Annotated in this window: 11 protein-coding genes and 1 pseudogene; 6 read left to right on the top strand and 6 right to left on the bottom strand. The window is 73.3% G+C overall.

All coding sequences use genetic code 11. The annotated features are described in order from the left end of the window. The first annotated feature begins 232 nt into the window (after positions 1-232). Together J7I97_RS33095 and J7I97_RS33090 are read left to right on the top strand one after the other, a co-directional pair. Positions 233-1186, top strand: coding sequence for an alpha/beta hydrolase (locus J7I97_RS33095; RefSeq protein WP_251059398.1), 954 nt, complete (start codon positions 233-235; stop codon positions 1184-1186). 169 nt (positions 1187-1355) lie between these two features. Beyond that, positions 1356-2231 (top strand): phosphatase PAP2 family protein, encoded by an 876-nt coding sequence (locus tag J7I97_RS33090; protein ID WP_251059397.1) that lies wholly within the window; start codon positions 1356-1358, stop codon positions 2229-2231. 49 nt (positions 2232-2280) lie between these two features. On the opposite strand, the gene J7I97_RS33085 is transcribed toward J7I97_RS33090, so the two are convergent. The 4 genes and pseudogenes from J7I97_RS33085 to J7I97_RS40500 all read right to left on the bottom strand — a co-directional run. Beyond that, positions 2281-3288 (bottom strand): LacI family DNA-binding transcriptional regulator, encoded by a 1008-nt coding sequence (locus tag J7I97_RS33085; RefSeq protein ID WP_214942628.1) that lies wholly within the window; start codon positions 3286-3288, stop codon positions 2281-2283. A gap of 131 nt (positions 3289-3419) precedes the next feature. Next, entirely contained in the window at positions 3420-4970 is a 1551-nt protein-coding gene (locus tag J7I97_RS33080; protein WP_214942625.1) for a carboxylesterase/lipase family protein, read from the bottom strand. A gap of 112 nt (positions 4971-5082) precedes the next feature. Beyond that, positions 5083-5799: a phosphatase PAP2 family protein gene (locus J7I97_RS33075; protein ID WP_214942622.1), complete on the bottom strand. Its 717-nt coding sequence runs from the start codon at positions 5797-5799 to the stop codon at positions 5083-5085. Positions 5800-5906: 107 nt separating this feature from the next. Further along, a pseudogene (locus tag J7I97_RS40500) lies at positions 5907-5972 on the bottom strand (hypothetical protein); the annotation flags it as partial. A gap of 453 nt (positions 5973-6425) precedes the next feature. Here J7I97_RS40500 and J7I97_RS33070 point away from each other — a divergent pair. The 3 genes from J7I97_RS33070 to J7I97_RS33060 all read left to right on the top strand — a co-directional run bounded on the left by J7I97_RS33070 (position 6426) and on the right by J7I97_RS33060 (position 10461). After that, positions 6426-7670: an MFS transporter gene (locus J7I97_RS33070; protein WP_214942619.1), complete on the top strand. Its 1245-nt coding sequence runs from the start codon at positions 6426-6428 to the stop codon at positions 7668-7670. Positions 7671-7827: 157 nt separating this feature from the next. Beyond that, positions 7828-8763: a 5'/3'-nucleotidase SurE gene (surE, locus tag J7I97_RS33065; protein WP_214942616.1), complete on the top strand. Its 936-nt coding sequence runs from the start codon at positions 7828-7830 to the stop codon at positions 8761-8763. Positions 8764-8856: 93 nt separating this feature from the next. Continuing rightward, on the top strand, positions 8857-10461 hold the full coding sequence (locus J7I97_RS33060) for a carboxylesterase/lipase family protein (RefSeq protein WP_214942612.1): 1605 nt from the start codon (positions 8857-8859) through the stop codon (positions 10459-10461). Positions 10462-10515: 54 nt separating this feature from the next. On the opposite strand, the gene J7I97_RS33055 is transcribed toward J7I97_RS33060, so the two are convergent. Further along, positions 10516-11598 carry a DUF2330 domain-containing protein gene (locus J7I97_RS33055; RefSeq protein ID WP_214942609.1) on the bottom strand — a complete coding sequence of 361 codons (1083 nt, stop codon included), beginning with the start codon at positions 11596-11598 and terminating at the stop codon, positions 10516-10518. Positions 11599-11771: 173 nt separating this feature from the next. Here J7I97_RS33055 and J7I97_RS33050 point away from each other — a divergent pair, with 173 nt between their 5' ends. Then, positions 11772-12251, top strand: a complete 480-nt coding sequence (locus J7I97_RS33050) for a hypothetical protein (protein ID WP_214942606.1) — start codon at positions 11772-11774, stop codon at positions 12249-12251. A gap of 93 nt (positions 12252-12344) precedes the next feature. Here J7I97_RS33050 and J7I97_RS33045 read toward each other — a convergent pair whose 3' ends face one another. Beyond that, positions 12345-13103 carry a DeoR/GlpR family DNA-binding transcription regulator gene (locus J7I97_RS33045; protein WP_214942602.1) on the bottom strand — a complete coding sequence of 253 codons (759 nt, stop codon included), beginning with the start codon at positions 13101-13103 and terminating at the stop codon, positions 12345-12347. Positions 13104-13147: the final 44 nt, after the last annotated feature.

The raw sequence follows: 13147 nt of genomic DNA, 5'->3' as shown, positions 1-13147 counted from the left end.
GAAGGCGACGACACCGCTCGGCAGCTCGGATCGGTGGCTCGTGTAACTGATCTGGAAGTCAGACCGCCGATGGGCTTGTAGTCAGCGGAAATGCGTCGCTAGAGTTGTGATTACACGTGTAACACGTTAGGCCTCCCCCGGCGCCCGCGCAAGCATTTCGGACAAACGTTACGAAGCTTGGCTGGCACCGGGGCCGACGGCCGCTGAGCCGTGCCGAACTGGAAGGGCCGCAATGACGCAATCTCCCCTGGCCGAGATCGACTGGGCCGACATGACCTGGCCGCCCCCGCCCTACCAGGCCCCCGTGCCGCCGGTGACCGACGAGCACGGGGTACGCCGCTTCGACGGGATCACCTACGCCACCACGCCCGGCTACCGCCCCCGGCTGCTCGACGTGCAGCTGCCCGCGGGCGAGGGGCCGTTCCCCGCGGTCGTCTGGATCCACGGCGGTGGCTGGCTGGACGGCGACCGCCGCTACCCGCCGCCGACCGTGCCGGCCGCTCTGCTGCACGGATCGGTGCTGGCCGCCGGCCTCGCACTGGTCTCCATCGACTACCGGCACAGCCTCGAAGCCCCCTTCCCGGCCCAGCTCCACGATGTGAAGGCCGCGATCCGGTATGTCCGCGCCTTCGCCGGGATCCTCGGCATCGACCCGGAGCGGATCGCCGTCTGGGGGGAGTCGGCGGGCGGCCACCTGGCCGCGCTCGCCGGTCTCGTCGGACCGGGCAGCCCGGACGGCGAGGCTCTGGAGGGCGCGCACGGCGTGGGGGCCGGGGACACCGGCGTCCTGGCCGTCGTCGACTGGTACGGCGTCTCCGACCTGGCCGCCCTGGCCGAGCACCCCATGCCGCCGATGCCGCCCGGGGTCGAATTCCCCGACCCGTACACGTCGTTGCTGGGCGGCACCGAGGCGGATCGCCCGGCGCTGGCGCGGGCCGCGAGCCCGGTGACGTACGCGGCCGGCTATAACCCGCCGCCGTTCCTGCTGATCCACGGAACGCAGGACGGCCTGGTCCCGTACAGCCAGAGCGAGGCGCTCGCCGAGTCCCTGGCGGGAGCTGGGGGCGAGGTCACGCTGCGGCCCGTGGAGGGCGCCGACCACATCTTCCTGGGCTCCCCCGACATCCCGCGGATCGTCGCGGAGAGCGTCGCGTTCCTGGCCCGGCACCTCGGCGCGGGTTCCTGACACTGCCGCACGGCGCCCGGGTCGCGCGCGGCGTGCGGCGCCCGAGCGCTGACGGGCGCGCCGCCCGCAGTCCTGTTCCGCCGTGGGGGCCCGGCCCGGCCGGGCCCCCACGGGTACGTCGATCACTGACGAGCCGCGGCGACTCCCGCGGCCGCGAGAGGCAGCCCCCATGCCCCCCAAGCCCCACATGTCCAGGAATCCGGTTGCTTCCCCTCCCGTCGCCCCGGGCCCTCCGGATGCGCACCCGCGGCGCCCCGGCGTCCTCGCGGCCGGGCTGCTGCTGCTCGGCGCCGCCGTGCTGCCGGCCCTCGTGGTCCGGCACGACCCCGCGAACCCGCCCTTCCAGGGCATGGACGAGCGCTGGCTGACCTGGATGGGCGGCCCGCACGAAGGCCTCGCCTCCGCGCTCGCCTCAGCCCTGAACTGGTTCGGCGGCCCGGTGGGCGCCCTCGTACCGGTCGCCGTGCTGGTCTTCCTGCTGGTGCGCGGGCGCCGGGTGTCGGCGGGGTTTCTGCTCGGCGCCTACCTCGCCGGCAACCTGCTCGTCGTACAGGCGCTCAAATACCTGGTGGACCGGCCGCGTCCGGCCCACCCGATGGTCCGGGTCGATCACGGCTCCTTCCCATCCGGTCACGCGGCGGGGGCGGCGCTGCTCGTCGTGGTCGTCGGGGTGCTGCTCGTCCCGGCCGCCCGGCGGCGCGCCTACTGGCTCGGCGGTGCGGTCTTCACGCTGGCCATGATGTGGAGCCGTACCTGGCTGCACGCCCACTGGCTCAGCGACACCGCGGCCGGGGCGGCGGCCGGCGCGGGCGCGGGGCTGCTCGCGTGGTGGCTCTTCGCGCCCGCACTGGCCCGGGAACTCGGGGAGCGCCGGGGACGCGCAGACCGCCTGGACGGCCCGAGCCACCCGGGACGCCCGCGGCGCCGGGAGCCCGTGCGTGTCCGCGACCGCCGGGGGGCGGCCGCGGCCGCGCCGGACCCGGCGTCCGCAGCCGAGCGCGGGCATCCCGCACCTTCGGGGCGGGCGGCGAGCACCGACGGGTGAGGGGGGCAGTCCGGCCGCGGGGGCCGGGGGCATCGGCCCCCCGGCCCCCTCAGGAGGTCTGGCGGTGGATGAGGACGGCCTCTATCTCCGGTACCGGCGGCGCCGTCCCCGTCTCGATGAGCTCGTGCACGACGTCCGCGATCTGCGCGGCCGAAGGCAGCTCCAGGCGGACCGTGGTGAGCGCGGGCTGCTGGAGCGCGGAGAGGAGGAGGTCGTCGGAGCCGACGATCGCCACCTGGTCCGGTACGACGATTCCCTCTGCCTGGAGCGCGTGCAGCAGCAGCGCGGCGTACTCGTCGTTGTAGGCGAACACGGCATCCAGGTCCAGGCTCGCCCAACGCCGGGCGAGGGCGATCGCCGACTCCCTGGTGTAGGCCAGCTCCACCGGGGTGACAGTGGCCATGTGCCGGGCGGCGACCGACTCGGCGCCCGCCAGGCGCGGCCGGGCGAGGGTGGCGAGGCCGCGCTCCAAGGGCATGACCACGCCGATCCGGGTGCGGCCGCGGGCGATGAGGTGCTCGGCGGCGGCGGCGCCGATACGGGCGTGGTCGAAGCCGATGGTGTGGACCCCCGCCACGGGGTGGGCCGCGAAGGCCAGCAGGCCGCGCACCCCGGCGCGGCGCAGCAGCTCGGCCGCCTGGGAGGTGAGGCGGTCGCCGTCGAGGGCGACCACGGCAGCCGGGCGCAGTTCGGCCCAGGCTCGGGCGGCGTCGAGGAAGTCGGTGAAGCGCCCCGCGTGGAGCACTGCCATGTAGCCGTGGCGGTCGAGTTCGCTGTGCAGTTCGTCGACCCAGTCGCTGACGAGGCGGCCGATCGCGGAGATCGAGGCGGGGATCAGGACGAGATTGCTGCGGCCGGCGCGCAGGGAACGGGCGGCGGCGTGCGGTACGTAGCCGAGCTGCCGGGCGGCATCGAGTACCCGGGCGCGGGTGGCTTCGCTGACCCGGTGGCCCTGGGTGTCGTTGAGGACGAAGGAGACCGTGGCACGTGACACCCCGGCGAGGCGTGCCACGTCCGCGCTGGTGATCGAGGCGGGGACGGGTGTTTCTTCGGCCATGACGTCCCTCGACGCTCCCTTTGATCGACTCGTGACCTTCCTCTTCCAGGTTACACGAGTCAGATCAAGGGAGGCGGGCACGGAGAACGGCCTGCGCGACGCACACGCCGGCCGGATCCTCCGCGCCTCCGCTACGGCAGGTCGCGCACCGCGGTCGCGTGCAGGCGGCGCGAGTCCCCGGCGAGGTCGCCGAGGGCGGTCACGACCGAGTCGAAGCGCATCGTGGTGCGCGTCCGCGTGTCGTACGGGTTCCACGTCGGCATGGCCGGGTGGTTGGGGTCTCCGGTGCGGGCGAAGGCGATCCACGCCCGGTGCATGGCGTGCGCGAGCCCGTCGCGGACGGCGGGGGCGAGCCCGGCGAGGAAGGGCGCGTGCGACCACCGGTCGAAGTTGGCGAAGACGAAGGGGAGTTCGAGGCAGTGGGCGGCGCCGAGACGACCCTCGTACGCCGGTGTGGGGAGATCGAACTGGTAGGCCCAGACCGGGCGACCCAACTCCGCCCTGGCCTCGGCCAGTTGTACGGCGGGGACACGGAAGAGCTCGTCCGTGATGAGGTCCACGAGGACATCGGCGGGGCGGGCGCCGGGCCGGGTCCGCTCGTACGCCCGGTACACCTCGGGGGCGGCCTCGGCCCCGAACGTGTCCGCGATCCGGTCGGTCACCTGGTCCCGGCCGGCGGCCGCGTAAGCCTCGTCGAGGGCGAAGCCGAAGTTGGCCTCCTCCCGGGTCCAGCCGATCATCACGTCGATGCCGGTCGCGGCTCCGTGCAACAGCGCCTGCGCCGGGTGGCGCTGCAGGGTGACGCCGTCGATCACCGGCAGGAACGGTGTCGGCCAGTAGCCCCACCGCATGGTCCGGGCGAACAGCCCACCGGCGGCGCCGATCAGCGCGGGCCAGGGCAGTGCGCGCAGCTCGGCCAGGGTCTTGACGCCGGCGAGCTCCAGATAGGCGGCGGTGCGCTCCAGGTACACGTCGGGGCCGGGGAGGTCTAGGCCGAAGGGCGGGCTCTGCAGGATCACCCGGCTGATCAGACCTTGGGCCTCGGGCAGTCCGGCGAGGGCGGCGGTGGACACCGCGCCGCCCGACTGGCCGGCGACCGTGATGGTGTCCGGGTCGCCGCCGAAGGAGGCGATGTTCTCCTTGACCCATCGCAGGGCGGCGAGCTGGTCGGTGAGCCAGTGGTTGCCGCCCTCGTCGGGCTTGCCGTCCTCGGGGCCGGCGTAGAGGTAACCGAGCGGTCCGATGCGGTAGTTGATGCTCACCACCACGAGATCGCCATCGCGGGCGAAGGTCTCGCCGGAGTAGTTCGGCAGCGATCCGGAGCCCGACACGAAGCCGCCTCCGTGGATCCACACGAGTACGGGGCGCCGGGCTTCGTCGGCCGCGGGCGTCCAGATGCTCAGGGTGAGGCAGTCCTCGTCGAAGGGCGGCGAGCCGTGCCCGCCGAGGACGGGGTCGCCGCCCTCCAGGTACATCTGCGGGGCACTGGGGCCGTCGGAACTCGCATCGCGGGTGCCGCTCCAGCCGGGGTGCGGTCGCGCGGGGCGCCAGCGCAGGTCGCCGACCGGGGGTGCGGCGTAGGGCACGGCCCGGAAGACGGCGACCCCGCCTTCAATCACACCGCGGAGCCGGCCCGCGGGCAGGTCCACGACGGTCTGGTCCCGGCCTGGGGTGTGAGCCATGAGGCAATCCTTCCTGGGCTGCGCGCCGAACGCACGCCGACCCGGTCGAGCGTATGGCGTAAATCCATCGACCGTCAATGATTCGCGATACCCCTCCAGGGTGCGCCTCCGGTCACAACCACAGGCTGTTGGCTGCCACGCGCTCCGCCTCCGTCCGCAGCAGGGGCGCGAACGCCCGCCACAGCACCAGACCCGCCCCGATGCCGCCCACGGCGCCGGCCGCGGTGTCGGTGAGCCACTGGGCGTGCAGCCAGGTGCGGCCCCACATCATGGCGACGGCGTACAGGGCACCGAACAGCCACCACCAGCGTCGAGCGCGCGGCGGGAACAGCACCACCGCGACCGCGATCACGAGCGTCACGGCGCCGAATACCTGGCCGGACGGGTACGAGCCGTCGTTGACCAGGACCCAGGTGTGCGGCGGTCGCGGGCGGCCGGCCAGCTGCTTGAGGGGCAGCACCACGAGCAGGTTGGCGAAGACACCGGCGGCGAAGACGAACACCGCCGACCGCCAGCGCCCGTAGACGCAGAGACAGCCGATCAGCATCAGCGGCAGGACCAGGCCGAGCGGGCCGCCGAGCCGGTCGAGGACGGTGGCGAAACCGGTGGCCGCGTCGTCGGGGGAACCGTTCAGCGAGGCCGCCCAGCGGTCGTCGAGCCCCTGGAAGAAGGGGCGTCGACCACCTTGCAGCAGCAGGGCGACGAGGAGCGGCAGGAGCAGGAGCGCGGTTCCGGCGGCCAGCGCGTGGCGCGGCGGAGCCGCCGGGAGGTGATGCCGGGGAGGGTGCGTGGGCCCAGGGGGCGGCACGACGTCGGGCGAACGCGGCATGGCAGGCCTTTCACGGTGGTCTCCCCAAGCGGTGGGGGCACGCGGAGAGCAGGCGCGGGAATGCGGAAGCGGAGGTTTTCGCACGGGCTGGACGGGCCGACCCGGCAGGACGGGCCGACCCGGCAGGACGGGCCGACCCGGCAGGACGGGCCGACCCGGCAGGACGGGCCGATTTGGCAGGGCGGGCCGACCAGGGCCGCGGGGGTGGGCGGGCTCTACCGGTGGGCGCCGAGAAGGGTCGTCGCGCTGCGGCACGGAGTATTGCGGATGCGTGACCGCCGCCACAAGGGCAAGAGGGTTTCGAGACAGGATCGCCGTGGTCAGCAGCGCGACCCGGCCAGTTACACGTGCTCGACTAGCGATTCCCCGGCCGGTCACGATCTGCACATCGACCTGCCCCAAGCTCTAGCGGCGCTCTGGGAATGGGTGCTACACAGTGTCCAGGCGCTGAGGTGACACGTGTAACAACATCACGTGAAGCTCAGCCGTCTGCGGCGATTCCGGTGACACCGCTGCTCCCGCGACCGCGACCGCTCACGCGGCCCTCGCCCCTCCCATCCCCCGCGTACCGCACGCCCCCTTGTCACCCCTCGCCACCTCCCCGCACAGTCCCCCGAGGAGTCGTCATGGCCACGAACGAACCCATCGCCCCGCCCGCCCCCACGGCACCGGAGCCGCCTGCCCAGCGCGGGCTGCTGCTCCTGCTGCTGGTCGCCAACTCCGCCATGATGGCCGTCTACATGGGTGTCGGCTCCGTCCTGCTGCCCACGCAGATCGCCGCGATCGCCCCCGACGACAAGGTCGCCGTCCTCGGCCTGATTGGCGGCATCAGCGCGATCTTCGCGACCGCCTTCAATCCCATCGCCGGCGCCCTCTCCGACCGCAGCGGCCGCCGCAATCCCTGGGTCCTGGGCGGCGCCCTCGCCTCGCTCGTCGGCCTGGCCTTCCTCGGCAGCGTCTCCACCGCACTGCTCGTCGGTATCGGCTGGTGCCTGATCCAGGCGACGATGAACATCTACCAGGCCGCGGTCACCGCGATCGTGCCCGACCGGGTTCCCGCCACCAGACGCGGGACCGCGTCCGCACTGGTGGGGCTCGGCCTGCCGATCGGCGGCACGGTCGGCGTGCTCATCGCCTCGCAGACCTCGGAGCACCTGCGGACCGGGTATCTCGTCTTCGGCGCGATCGTCGCCGTGGCCGCGCTGCTCCTCTCCGTCTTCTGCCACGACGTCCCCCGCTCCGAGCCCGCCCCGCAAGCCCCCAAGGGTGCCAAACTCGCCGCGTTCCTCTCGGCGTTGGCCAACCACGACTTCCGCTGGGCGTTCATCGGCCGGGCGTTGATGGTCCTCGGCTACTTCTCCGTCGTCGGCTACCAGCTGTACATCCTGGACGACCACATCGCGCTGCCCGACGGACTGACCCCGCCCGCCGCGATGGCGGTGCTCACCCCGGTGTCGATGATCGCGATGGCCCTCTCCACCGTCGTCGGCGGTCTGCTGTCCGACCGCTGGAACCGCCGCAAGGTGTTCGTCGGCGTCTCGGCCGCCCTCGCCGGCCTCGTCATGGTGGTTCCCGTGGTCAGCCCCACCTGGACGGGCATGCTCGTCTTCAGCGCGCTCAACGGCCTCGCCTTCGGCTGCTTCATGGCCGTCGACACCGCGCTGGTCACCCTGGTCCTCCCCCGGGCCGAGGACGCCGCCCGCGACATGGGCGTCCTCAACATCGCGAACGCCGGGCCGCAGATCATCGCCCCGTTCGTCGCCTCCGCCGTCGTCACCGGCCTGGGCGGATACACCCCGCTCTTCCTGGTGGGCGGCGCCCTGTCGCTGATCGGCGCGCTCGCCATCCTGCCGATCCGCAGCGTGCGCTGACCGGCTGCGGGTCCAGCCGGTCCGGCCGGTCCAGCCGCTCCAGCCGCTCCAGCCGCTCCAACTGAACTCCGGCGGGCGCGTGCCGAGGGTCGTGCGCCCGCCGGTCCCCCTTCCTCCACACCCTCGTTCCCCTTCCTCCCCTCTGAAGGAGCACTCTGTGCAACGCAAGCGAGTTCTGCCGCTGGCCGCCCTGATGCTGTGCACGCCGGCCCTCGCCGGTCCGGCGGCCGCGGTCGCCTCGCCGCAGACCGTACCGGCGCCCGCGCCCGCCACCGCGCCCACGGCTGCTGCCCCGCTGCGGATCCTGCTCACCAACGACGACGGCTACAACGCGCCCGGCATCCGCAAGGCGTTCGAGCGGCTGACCGCCGCCGGACACGACGTGACCATCGTCGCCCCGCTCACCAACCAGAGCGGCACCGGCACGAAGATGATGAGCGCCCCCACGATCACGGTGAAACACCCCGAGCCGAAGGTGTGGGCCGTCGACGGCACCCCCGGCGACTCGGTGGCCTTCGGCCTCTCCGAGGTGTTCGAGGGGCATGCCCCCGACCTGGTGGTGTCCGGCACCAACTTCGGGCCGAACGTCGCCGGGCTCGCCACCCACTCCGGTACGGTCGGCGGCGCCGTCGCCGCGCTGGAGTCCGGCGTACCGGCCATCGCGCTGAGCACCGGCGGTGTCACCGCGCCCGATCCGGTCTCCACCGTCAATGCGATGGGCCCGACGGTCGACTTCGCCGTCAAGCTGATCGACCGGCTGCGGGCACGGGCGAAGTCCGGGCCGCTGCTCCCCGCCGGCGTCGGCCTGAACGTCAACCACCCGATCGTCGGAGCCGACGGCACGGGCGTCGCCGCCGGCGTGGCCACGACCTTCCAGGACCCGCAGACCCTCCTCGAACCAGACTTCACCGACTCCGGCGACGGCACCTGGAAGGTGAACGTAAAGGTGAACCTGCGGCCCGCCGCCAAGGGCGGCGATGTGGAGGCCGTCAGCGCCGACAAGATCGCCGTCAGCCCGATGAACGCCAACTGGAACACCGGCCCGGCCGATTACGCCGCGACCTCGGCCCTGATCGCCGGGCTCCGCCCGTAGGCCTGGCCCACACCCACCGGACGGCCGGAGGCGGGGGCGCGAACGCTCCCGCTCCGGCCGATCACGACCTCAGGAGGACGGATGAAGCGGCCCGTGAGACGGCTCACTTCGGCAAGGCCCCTGCTCGGTACGGCCCTTGTACTGGTGGCGCTGCTGGCGTCGGCACTCCCCGCGACAGCCTCGCCGGGCGACCCCGGGGGCTCGCCCCGGCCGGTGGTCACCGTCGCGCAGGGCGCATTGCGCGGCCAGGTGCACGACGGGGCACAGGAGTTCCTCGGCGTGCCCTACGCCGCTCCCCCGGTCGGGGAGTCCAGGCTGCGGGAGCCGCGGGAGCCGCGCCGCTGGAACGGTGTGCGCGAGGCCACCGAACACGCCCCGGCCTGCGTGCAGTTCGCGCCGTTCGGGCTCCGGGACCCGCAGGCCGTCAGCGAGGACTGCCTGTACCTGGACGTGTACCGGCCGAGGAACGCCCGGGCGGGGGCCCGGCTGCCGGTGGTGTTCTGGATGCACGGGGGTGCGTACAGCATGGGCACCGGCAGCCAGTTCGGCGGCCGCACCATGGCCGAGCTGACGGACAGTGTCGTGGTCAGCATCAACTACCGGCTGGGGCAGCTGGGTTATCTGGCGTTGCCGGAACTCGGCGGGGAGAACGCGCAGCGCTCCGGTTCCTTCGGGCTGATGGACCAGATCGCCGCGCTGCGCTGGACGCGGGAGAACATCGGCGCGTTCGGCGGCAACCCCGGCAATGTCACGGTCTCCGGGCAGTCCGCGGGCAGCGGCTCCGTCTGCGGGCTGCTGGCGGCGCCGTCGGCCGCGGGGCTGTTCCACCGGGCCGTACTGCAGAGCGGGCCGTGCACGCTGCTGCGTACGCCGGACGGCGCACGGGCCGGGGCGGACGCCCGGGCGTTCGCCGAGCGGGTGGGCTGCGCCGATCCGGCCGGGGCCGCCGCGTGCCTGCGTGCCGCCTCCGCCGCTTCGCTGGTCGAGGCGGCCCGTACGCTGCCCACCTCGGGGCCTGCGTCCGGTGACGGGCTGCTCCCGGTGGAACCGGCCGCCGCGATCGGGAGCGGGGCCTGGAACAAGGTGCCCGTGCTGATCGGGAGTACCCGCTCTGAGTCGCGCTTCTTCGTCGCGCTGTCGCAGCCGTACCTGACGGCGGAGCAGTACACCGCTCAGGTCCTGGCGGGCTACGGCGCCGCGGGCGCGGAGGTGCTCGCCCGCTACCCGGTTTCGGCGTACGCCTCGCCGTACCTGGCTCTGTCGGCCGTCATGACCGACTCGACCTTCGCCTGCCACACGGCGTGGACGGCGCAGCTCTTCGCCGCACAAGTACCCACGTACGCATACGAGTTCGACGACCCGGAGTCCCCGACGCTCGCCGGGGCCCAGGTACCGGGCCTCGACGAGTCCAACGGGCACAGCGCCGAGCTGGCCTACCTGCACGACTTCACCATGGGCGAGCGGCCGCTGACCCCGGTCCAGACCGCGCTCGCCACCCGGATGAAGCGGTACTGGGGCGCCTTCGCCCGCGCGGGCACACCTTCCGTACCGGGGCAGCCCCAGTGGCCGGCGACCGGCCCCGGTGGTCCGGGTACGTTCCTCACCCTCAACCCGGTGGCGATCCGGACGAACTCGTCGTTCACCGCCGACCACCAGTGCGGATTCTGGCGGACGCAGCCGCCGAGGCCGGTCCTGTAGCAGGTCGTGGCCATGGCCTGCTACAGGGCCATGGCGGTGCCGGCGCGGGCGGGGTCAGGCGGTGGCTCGCCGACGGCGGATGCGGAGGCTGACGAAGGCCGCGGTCACTGCACCCGCCATCGCCGCCAAGGCGCCGATCACCGTGAGCAGCCAGACCGGGATCCCGTCTCCCACCGTGAGGAGCTCGTCGTGGTAGACGGCCCGCCGGTACGGAGTGTCGGCGGGCGCGGCGCGCAGCTCGTGGTCGCCGTCGATACGGCTCGGCTCGGGGAACCGCTGGTCGATGGCGGTCAGGAACGCCGGCTTGCCGCCGGTGAGTTCGCCCACCGCACCCTCGGGGGCGACGGTCCCGGCGAAGGTCACCTCGGGCGCGGCGCCGCCGATCGGGGAGCTGGGCTCCATGCGGTGGTCGGCCAGGATGTACAGGCCGAGGGACTGGGGCGTCTTGGCCAGGCGGGAGAGCCGCATCGGGTAGACCAGCTTGTCGCTGTCGAAGCGGATCTTCAGCGGGTCGAGCTCGCCCCGCAGCGGCTTTCCCTGCTCCTTGGGGGCGAGGCGTACGGCGACGTACTCCCACTTCTGGTCGACGTACGGCTTCAGTTCGGTGGCGAGGCGGTCCGGCAGCTTGAAGCCGTTGGACTCCAGCCAGTCGCGCAGGGCGTCGGGGTCGGTGGCGGTGAGCCGCGCGACGTCGAAGTCGCCGAGCTGTTCACGGCCGACGACACCGACGGCCGGGGCCCCGGCCCCGGGCGGCGCGGCGGTGGCGCCGTCGCTGGATCCGGAGGAGAAGGGCCAGTCGCTGTCGCGCGGCCAGAAGTACGTACGGGCCTTCCGCTCGGGCCGGATCAGCCAGGCGAGATCGCGGAACACGCGGTCGTCGCCCAGCTCCACCGTGGCCCGCCCGGGCACCGGCATGATCCATGCCGCCCTCTTCGCGTCACCGCCGACGGTGAAGCGCATCACGATCTGTTCCGCCCGGCCGTCCCAGCGCACGGCGGAGACCTCCCGGTCGACGCCGATCCGAGACATCCCGTCGGGGACCATCGCCCCGCAGCCGCAGGCGTAGGCCGGGCTGATCAGGGACCCCAACTGCGTCGCGAGCAGGGCGAACAGCAGGGCCAGAATTCTTCGTTTCATCCACACGGGGTCTCAGACGGCCGAGCGTGAGATCCGGTTCCGGACACCTGGCCGACATCTTCAGCTCATCCGAGGCGGTCCCCGAGACCGCGCACGGGGCCCAGCTCGCGTATCGGCAGGTAGAGCCCCTTGGCCCCTTGGCCTGAGGCTTGGCCGAATCGCATACTCCTCCCATGAGAGGGATGGACAAGCCGCGCAGCAGCCCGTTGGTGCCCGATGCGGTGGTGGCGGAGATCGCGCGGCACGACTGGGAGTCCGTCGAGTGCGGCTGCGGACGTTCCGCGGGGCATCTCGTGGACACCCTGTGGGCCGCGGCCGAGGGGCATCCGGCCGCCTTCCGCGCGCTGGAGGGGCACGCCTTCGCCTCGGCGAAGCTGGCGCCGCCCGCTCCGGCGGTGTGCGGGGTGCTGATGGCCGTGTGGACCGCGGGCCCGCCGCGTCAGGCGACCCGCGAGGCTCTGCTGTGGACCCTGCTTGCGTTGCTCGGCACGGAGGACGACGGGACCTCGCACGAGGCGGGCCTGTACGGGCAGACCACCGCGTTCATCCGCACCGGGCTTCCCCGGCTGCGCCTCGAGGCGGCCGCCGGCCGGGGCTCGGTGGCCGCCGCCTACGCCGAGGGCGTCGTGGAGATCCTCGACCTGGGGGCGTGAACGCCCTGCCGGGCCGCGGCACGCCTGGGGCGTGAGCCCCACTGCCGGGCCGCGGCACGCGAGGGGCGGGAGCCCTGCCGGGCGCCGCGCGCGTCAGACCGCCCGTACGGTGACGCCCTCCCGGGTCAGCGCCGCGAGCTCGGCCCCCGGGGCGGAGTCGTCGGTCACCACCGCGTGCAGGGCCGCGGCCGGAGCGACGAAGGCCAGGGCCGTCCGCGTGAGCTTCGCGCCTTCGGCGACGGCGATGACACGGCGGGACGAGGCGATCGCGGCGCGCTTGACCGCCGCGTCGGCCAGGTCGTAAGCGGTCAGCCCATCCGCCGGGGCCAGCCCGCAGCAGCCGATGACCGCCGTGTCGAAGCGGAGCGCGGCGAGCGAGGCCTCGGTGAGGGGCCCGGTCAGGGCCAGTTCGCCCGGGCGCGGTTGGCCGCCGGGCAACAGGAGTGTGAGCTGCGGCGCACCGGTGAGGGCGTTCGCCGCGTGCAGGGACAGCGGCATGACCGTGATCCGCCGCTCCTTGATGGCCCGGGCCACCTCCAGGCAGGTGGTGCCGCTGTCGACGACCACCGATTCCCCGTCCGCGATGAGCGAGGCGACCTCGGCGGCGATCCGCCGCTTCGCGTCCTGGCCCTCCTGCGCGCGCACCGCGTACGGGGGTTCCTCGCCGCGCAGCAGCAGGCTCCTCGCGCCGCCGCGGAAGCGTTCCAGCAGGCCCTGTTCGGCCAGGACCTCCAGATCGCGGCGGATGGTCATGTCCGAGGCGCCGGTGAGCGCGGCGAGTTCCGCCACGGTCAGCTGCTCGGAGTCTCGCAGGGCATCGGTGATCTGCCTCAGTCGGTCTGTGCTCGCCATACGCCAATCAAACATCCTCGATGTTCGAAACTCAAGCTAGCGAA

Origin of the sequence: Streptomyces sp. ISL-87 (assembly GCF_018614095.1) — a bacterium.
In the GTDB taxonomy this organism is placed as follows: domain Bacteria; phylum Actinomycetota; class Actinomycetes; order Streptomycetales; family Streptomycetaceae; genus Streptomyces.
The sequence above is the reverse complement of the archived record's forward strand: the minus strand, read 5'-3'. Positions and strand labels throughout refer to the sequence as shown.

What these genes read in the sequence shown, in the direction of transcription:
- J7I97_RS33095 (WP_251059398.1), top strand. Translation starts at nt 233, where the DNA reads ATGACGCAATCTCCCCTGGCCGAGATCGACTGGGCCGACATGACCTGG.
- J7I97_RS33090 (WP_251059397.1), top strand. Translation starts at nt 1,356, where the DNA reads ATGCCCCCCAAGCCCCACATGTCCAGGAATCCGGTTGCTTCCCCTCCC.
- J7I97_RS33085 (WP_214942628.1), bottom strand. Translation starts at nt 3,288, where the DNA reads ATGGCCGAAGAAACACCCGTCCCCGCCTCGATCACCAGCGCGGACGTG.
- J7I97_RS33080 (WP_214942625.1), bottom strand. Translation starts at nt 4,970, where the DNA reads ATGGCTCACACCCCAGGCCGGGACCAGACCGTCGTGGACCTGCCCGCG.
- J7I97_RS33075 (WP_214942622.1), bottom strand. Translation starts at nt 5,799, where the DNA reads ATGCCGCGTTCGCCCGACGTCGTGCCGCCCCCTGGGCCCACGCACCCT.
- J7I97_RS33070 (WP_214942619.1), top strand. Translation starts at nt 6,426, where the DNA reads ATGGCCACGAACGAACCCATCGCCCCGCCCGCCCCCACGGCACCGGAG.
- J7I97_RS33055 (WP_214942609.1), bottom strand. Translation starts at nt 11,598, where the DNA reads ATGAAACGAAGAATTCTGGCCCTGCTGTTCGCCCTGCTCGCGACGCAG.
- J7I97_RS33050 (WP_214942606.1), top strand. Translation starts at nt 11,772, where the DNA reads ATGAGAGGGATGGACAAGCCGCGCAGCAGCCCGTTGGTGCCCGATGCG.
- J7I97_RS33045 (WP_214942602.1), bottom strand. Translation starts at nt 13,103, where the DNA reads ATGGCGAGCACAGACCGACTGAGGCAGATCACCGATGCCCTGCGAGAC.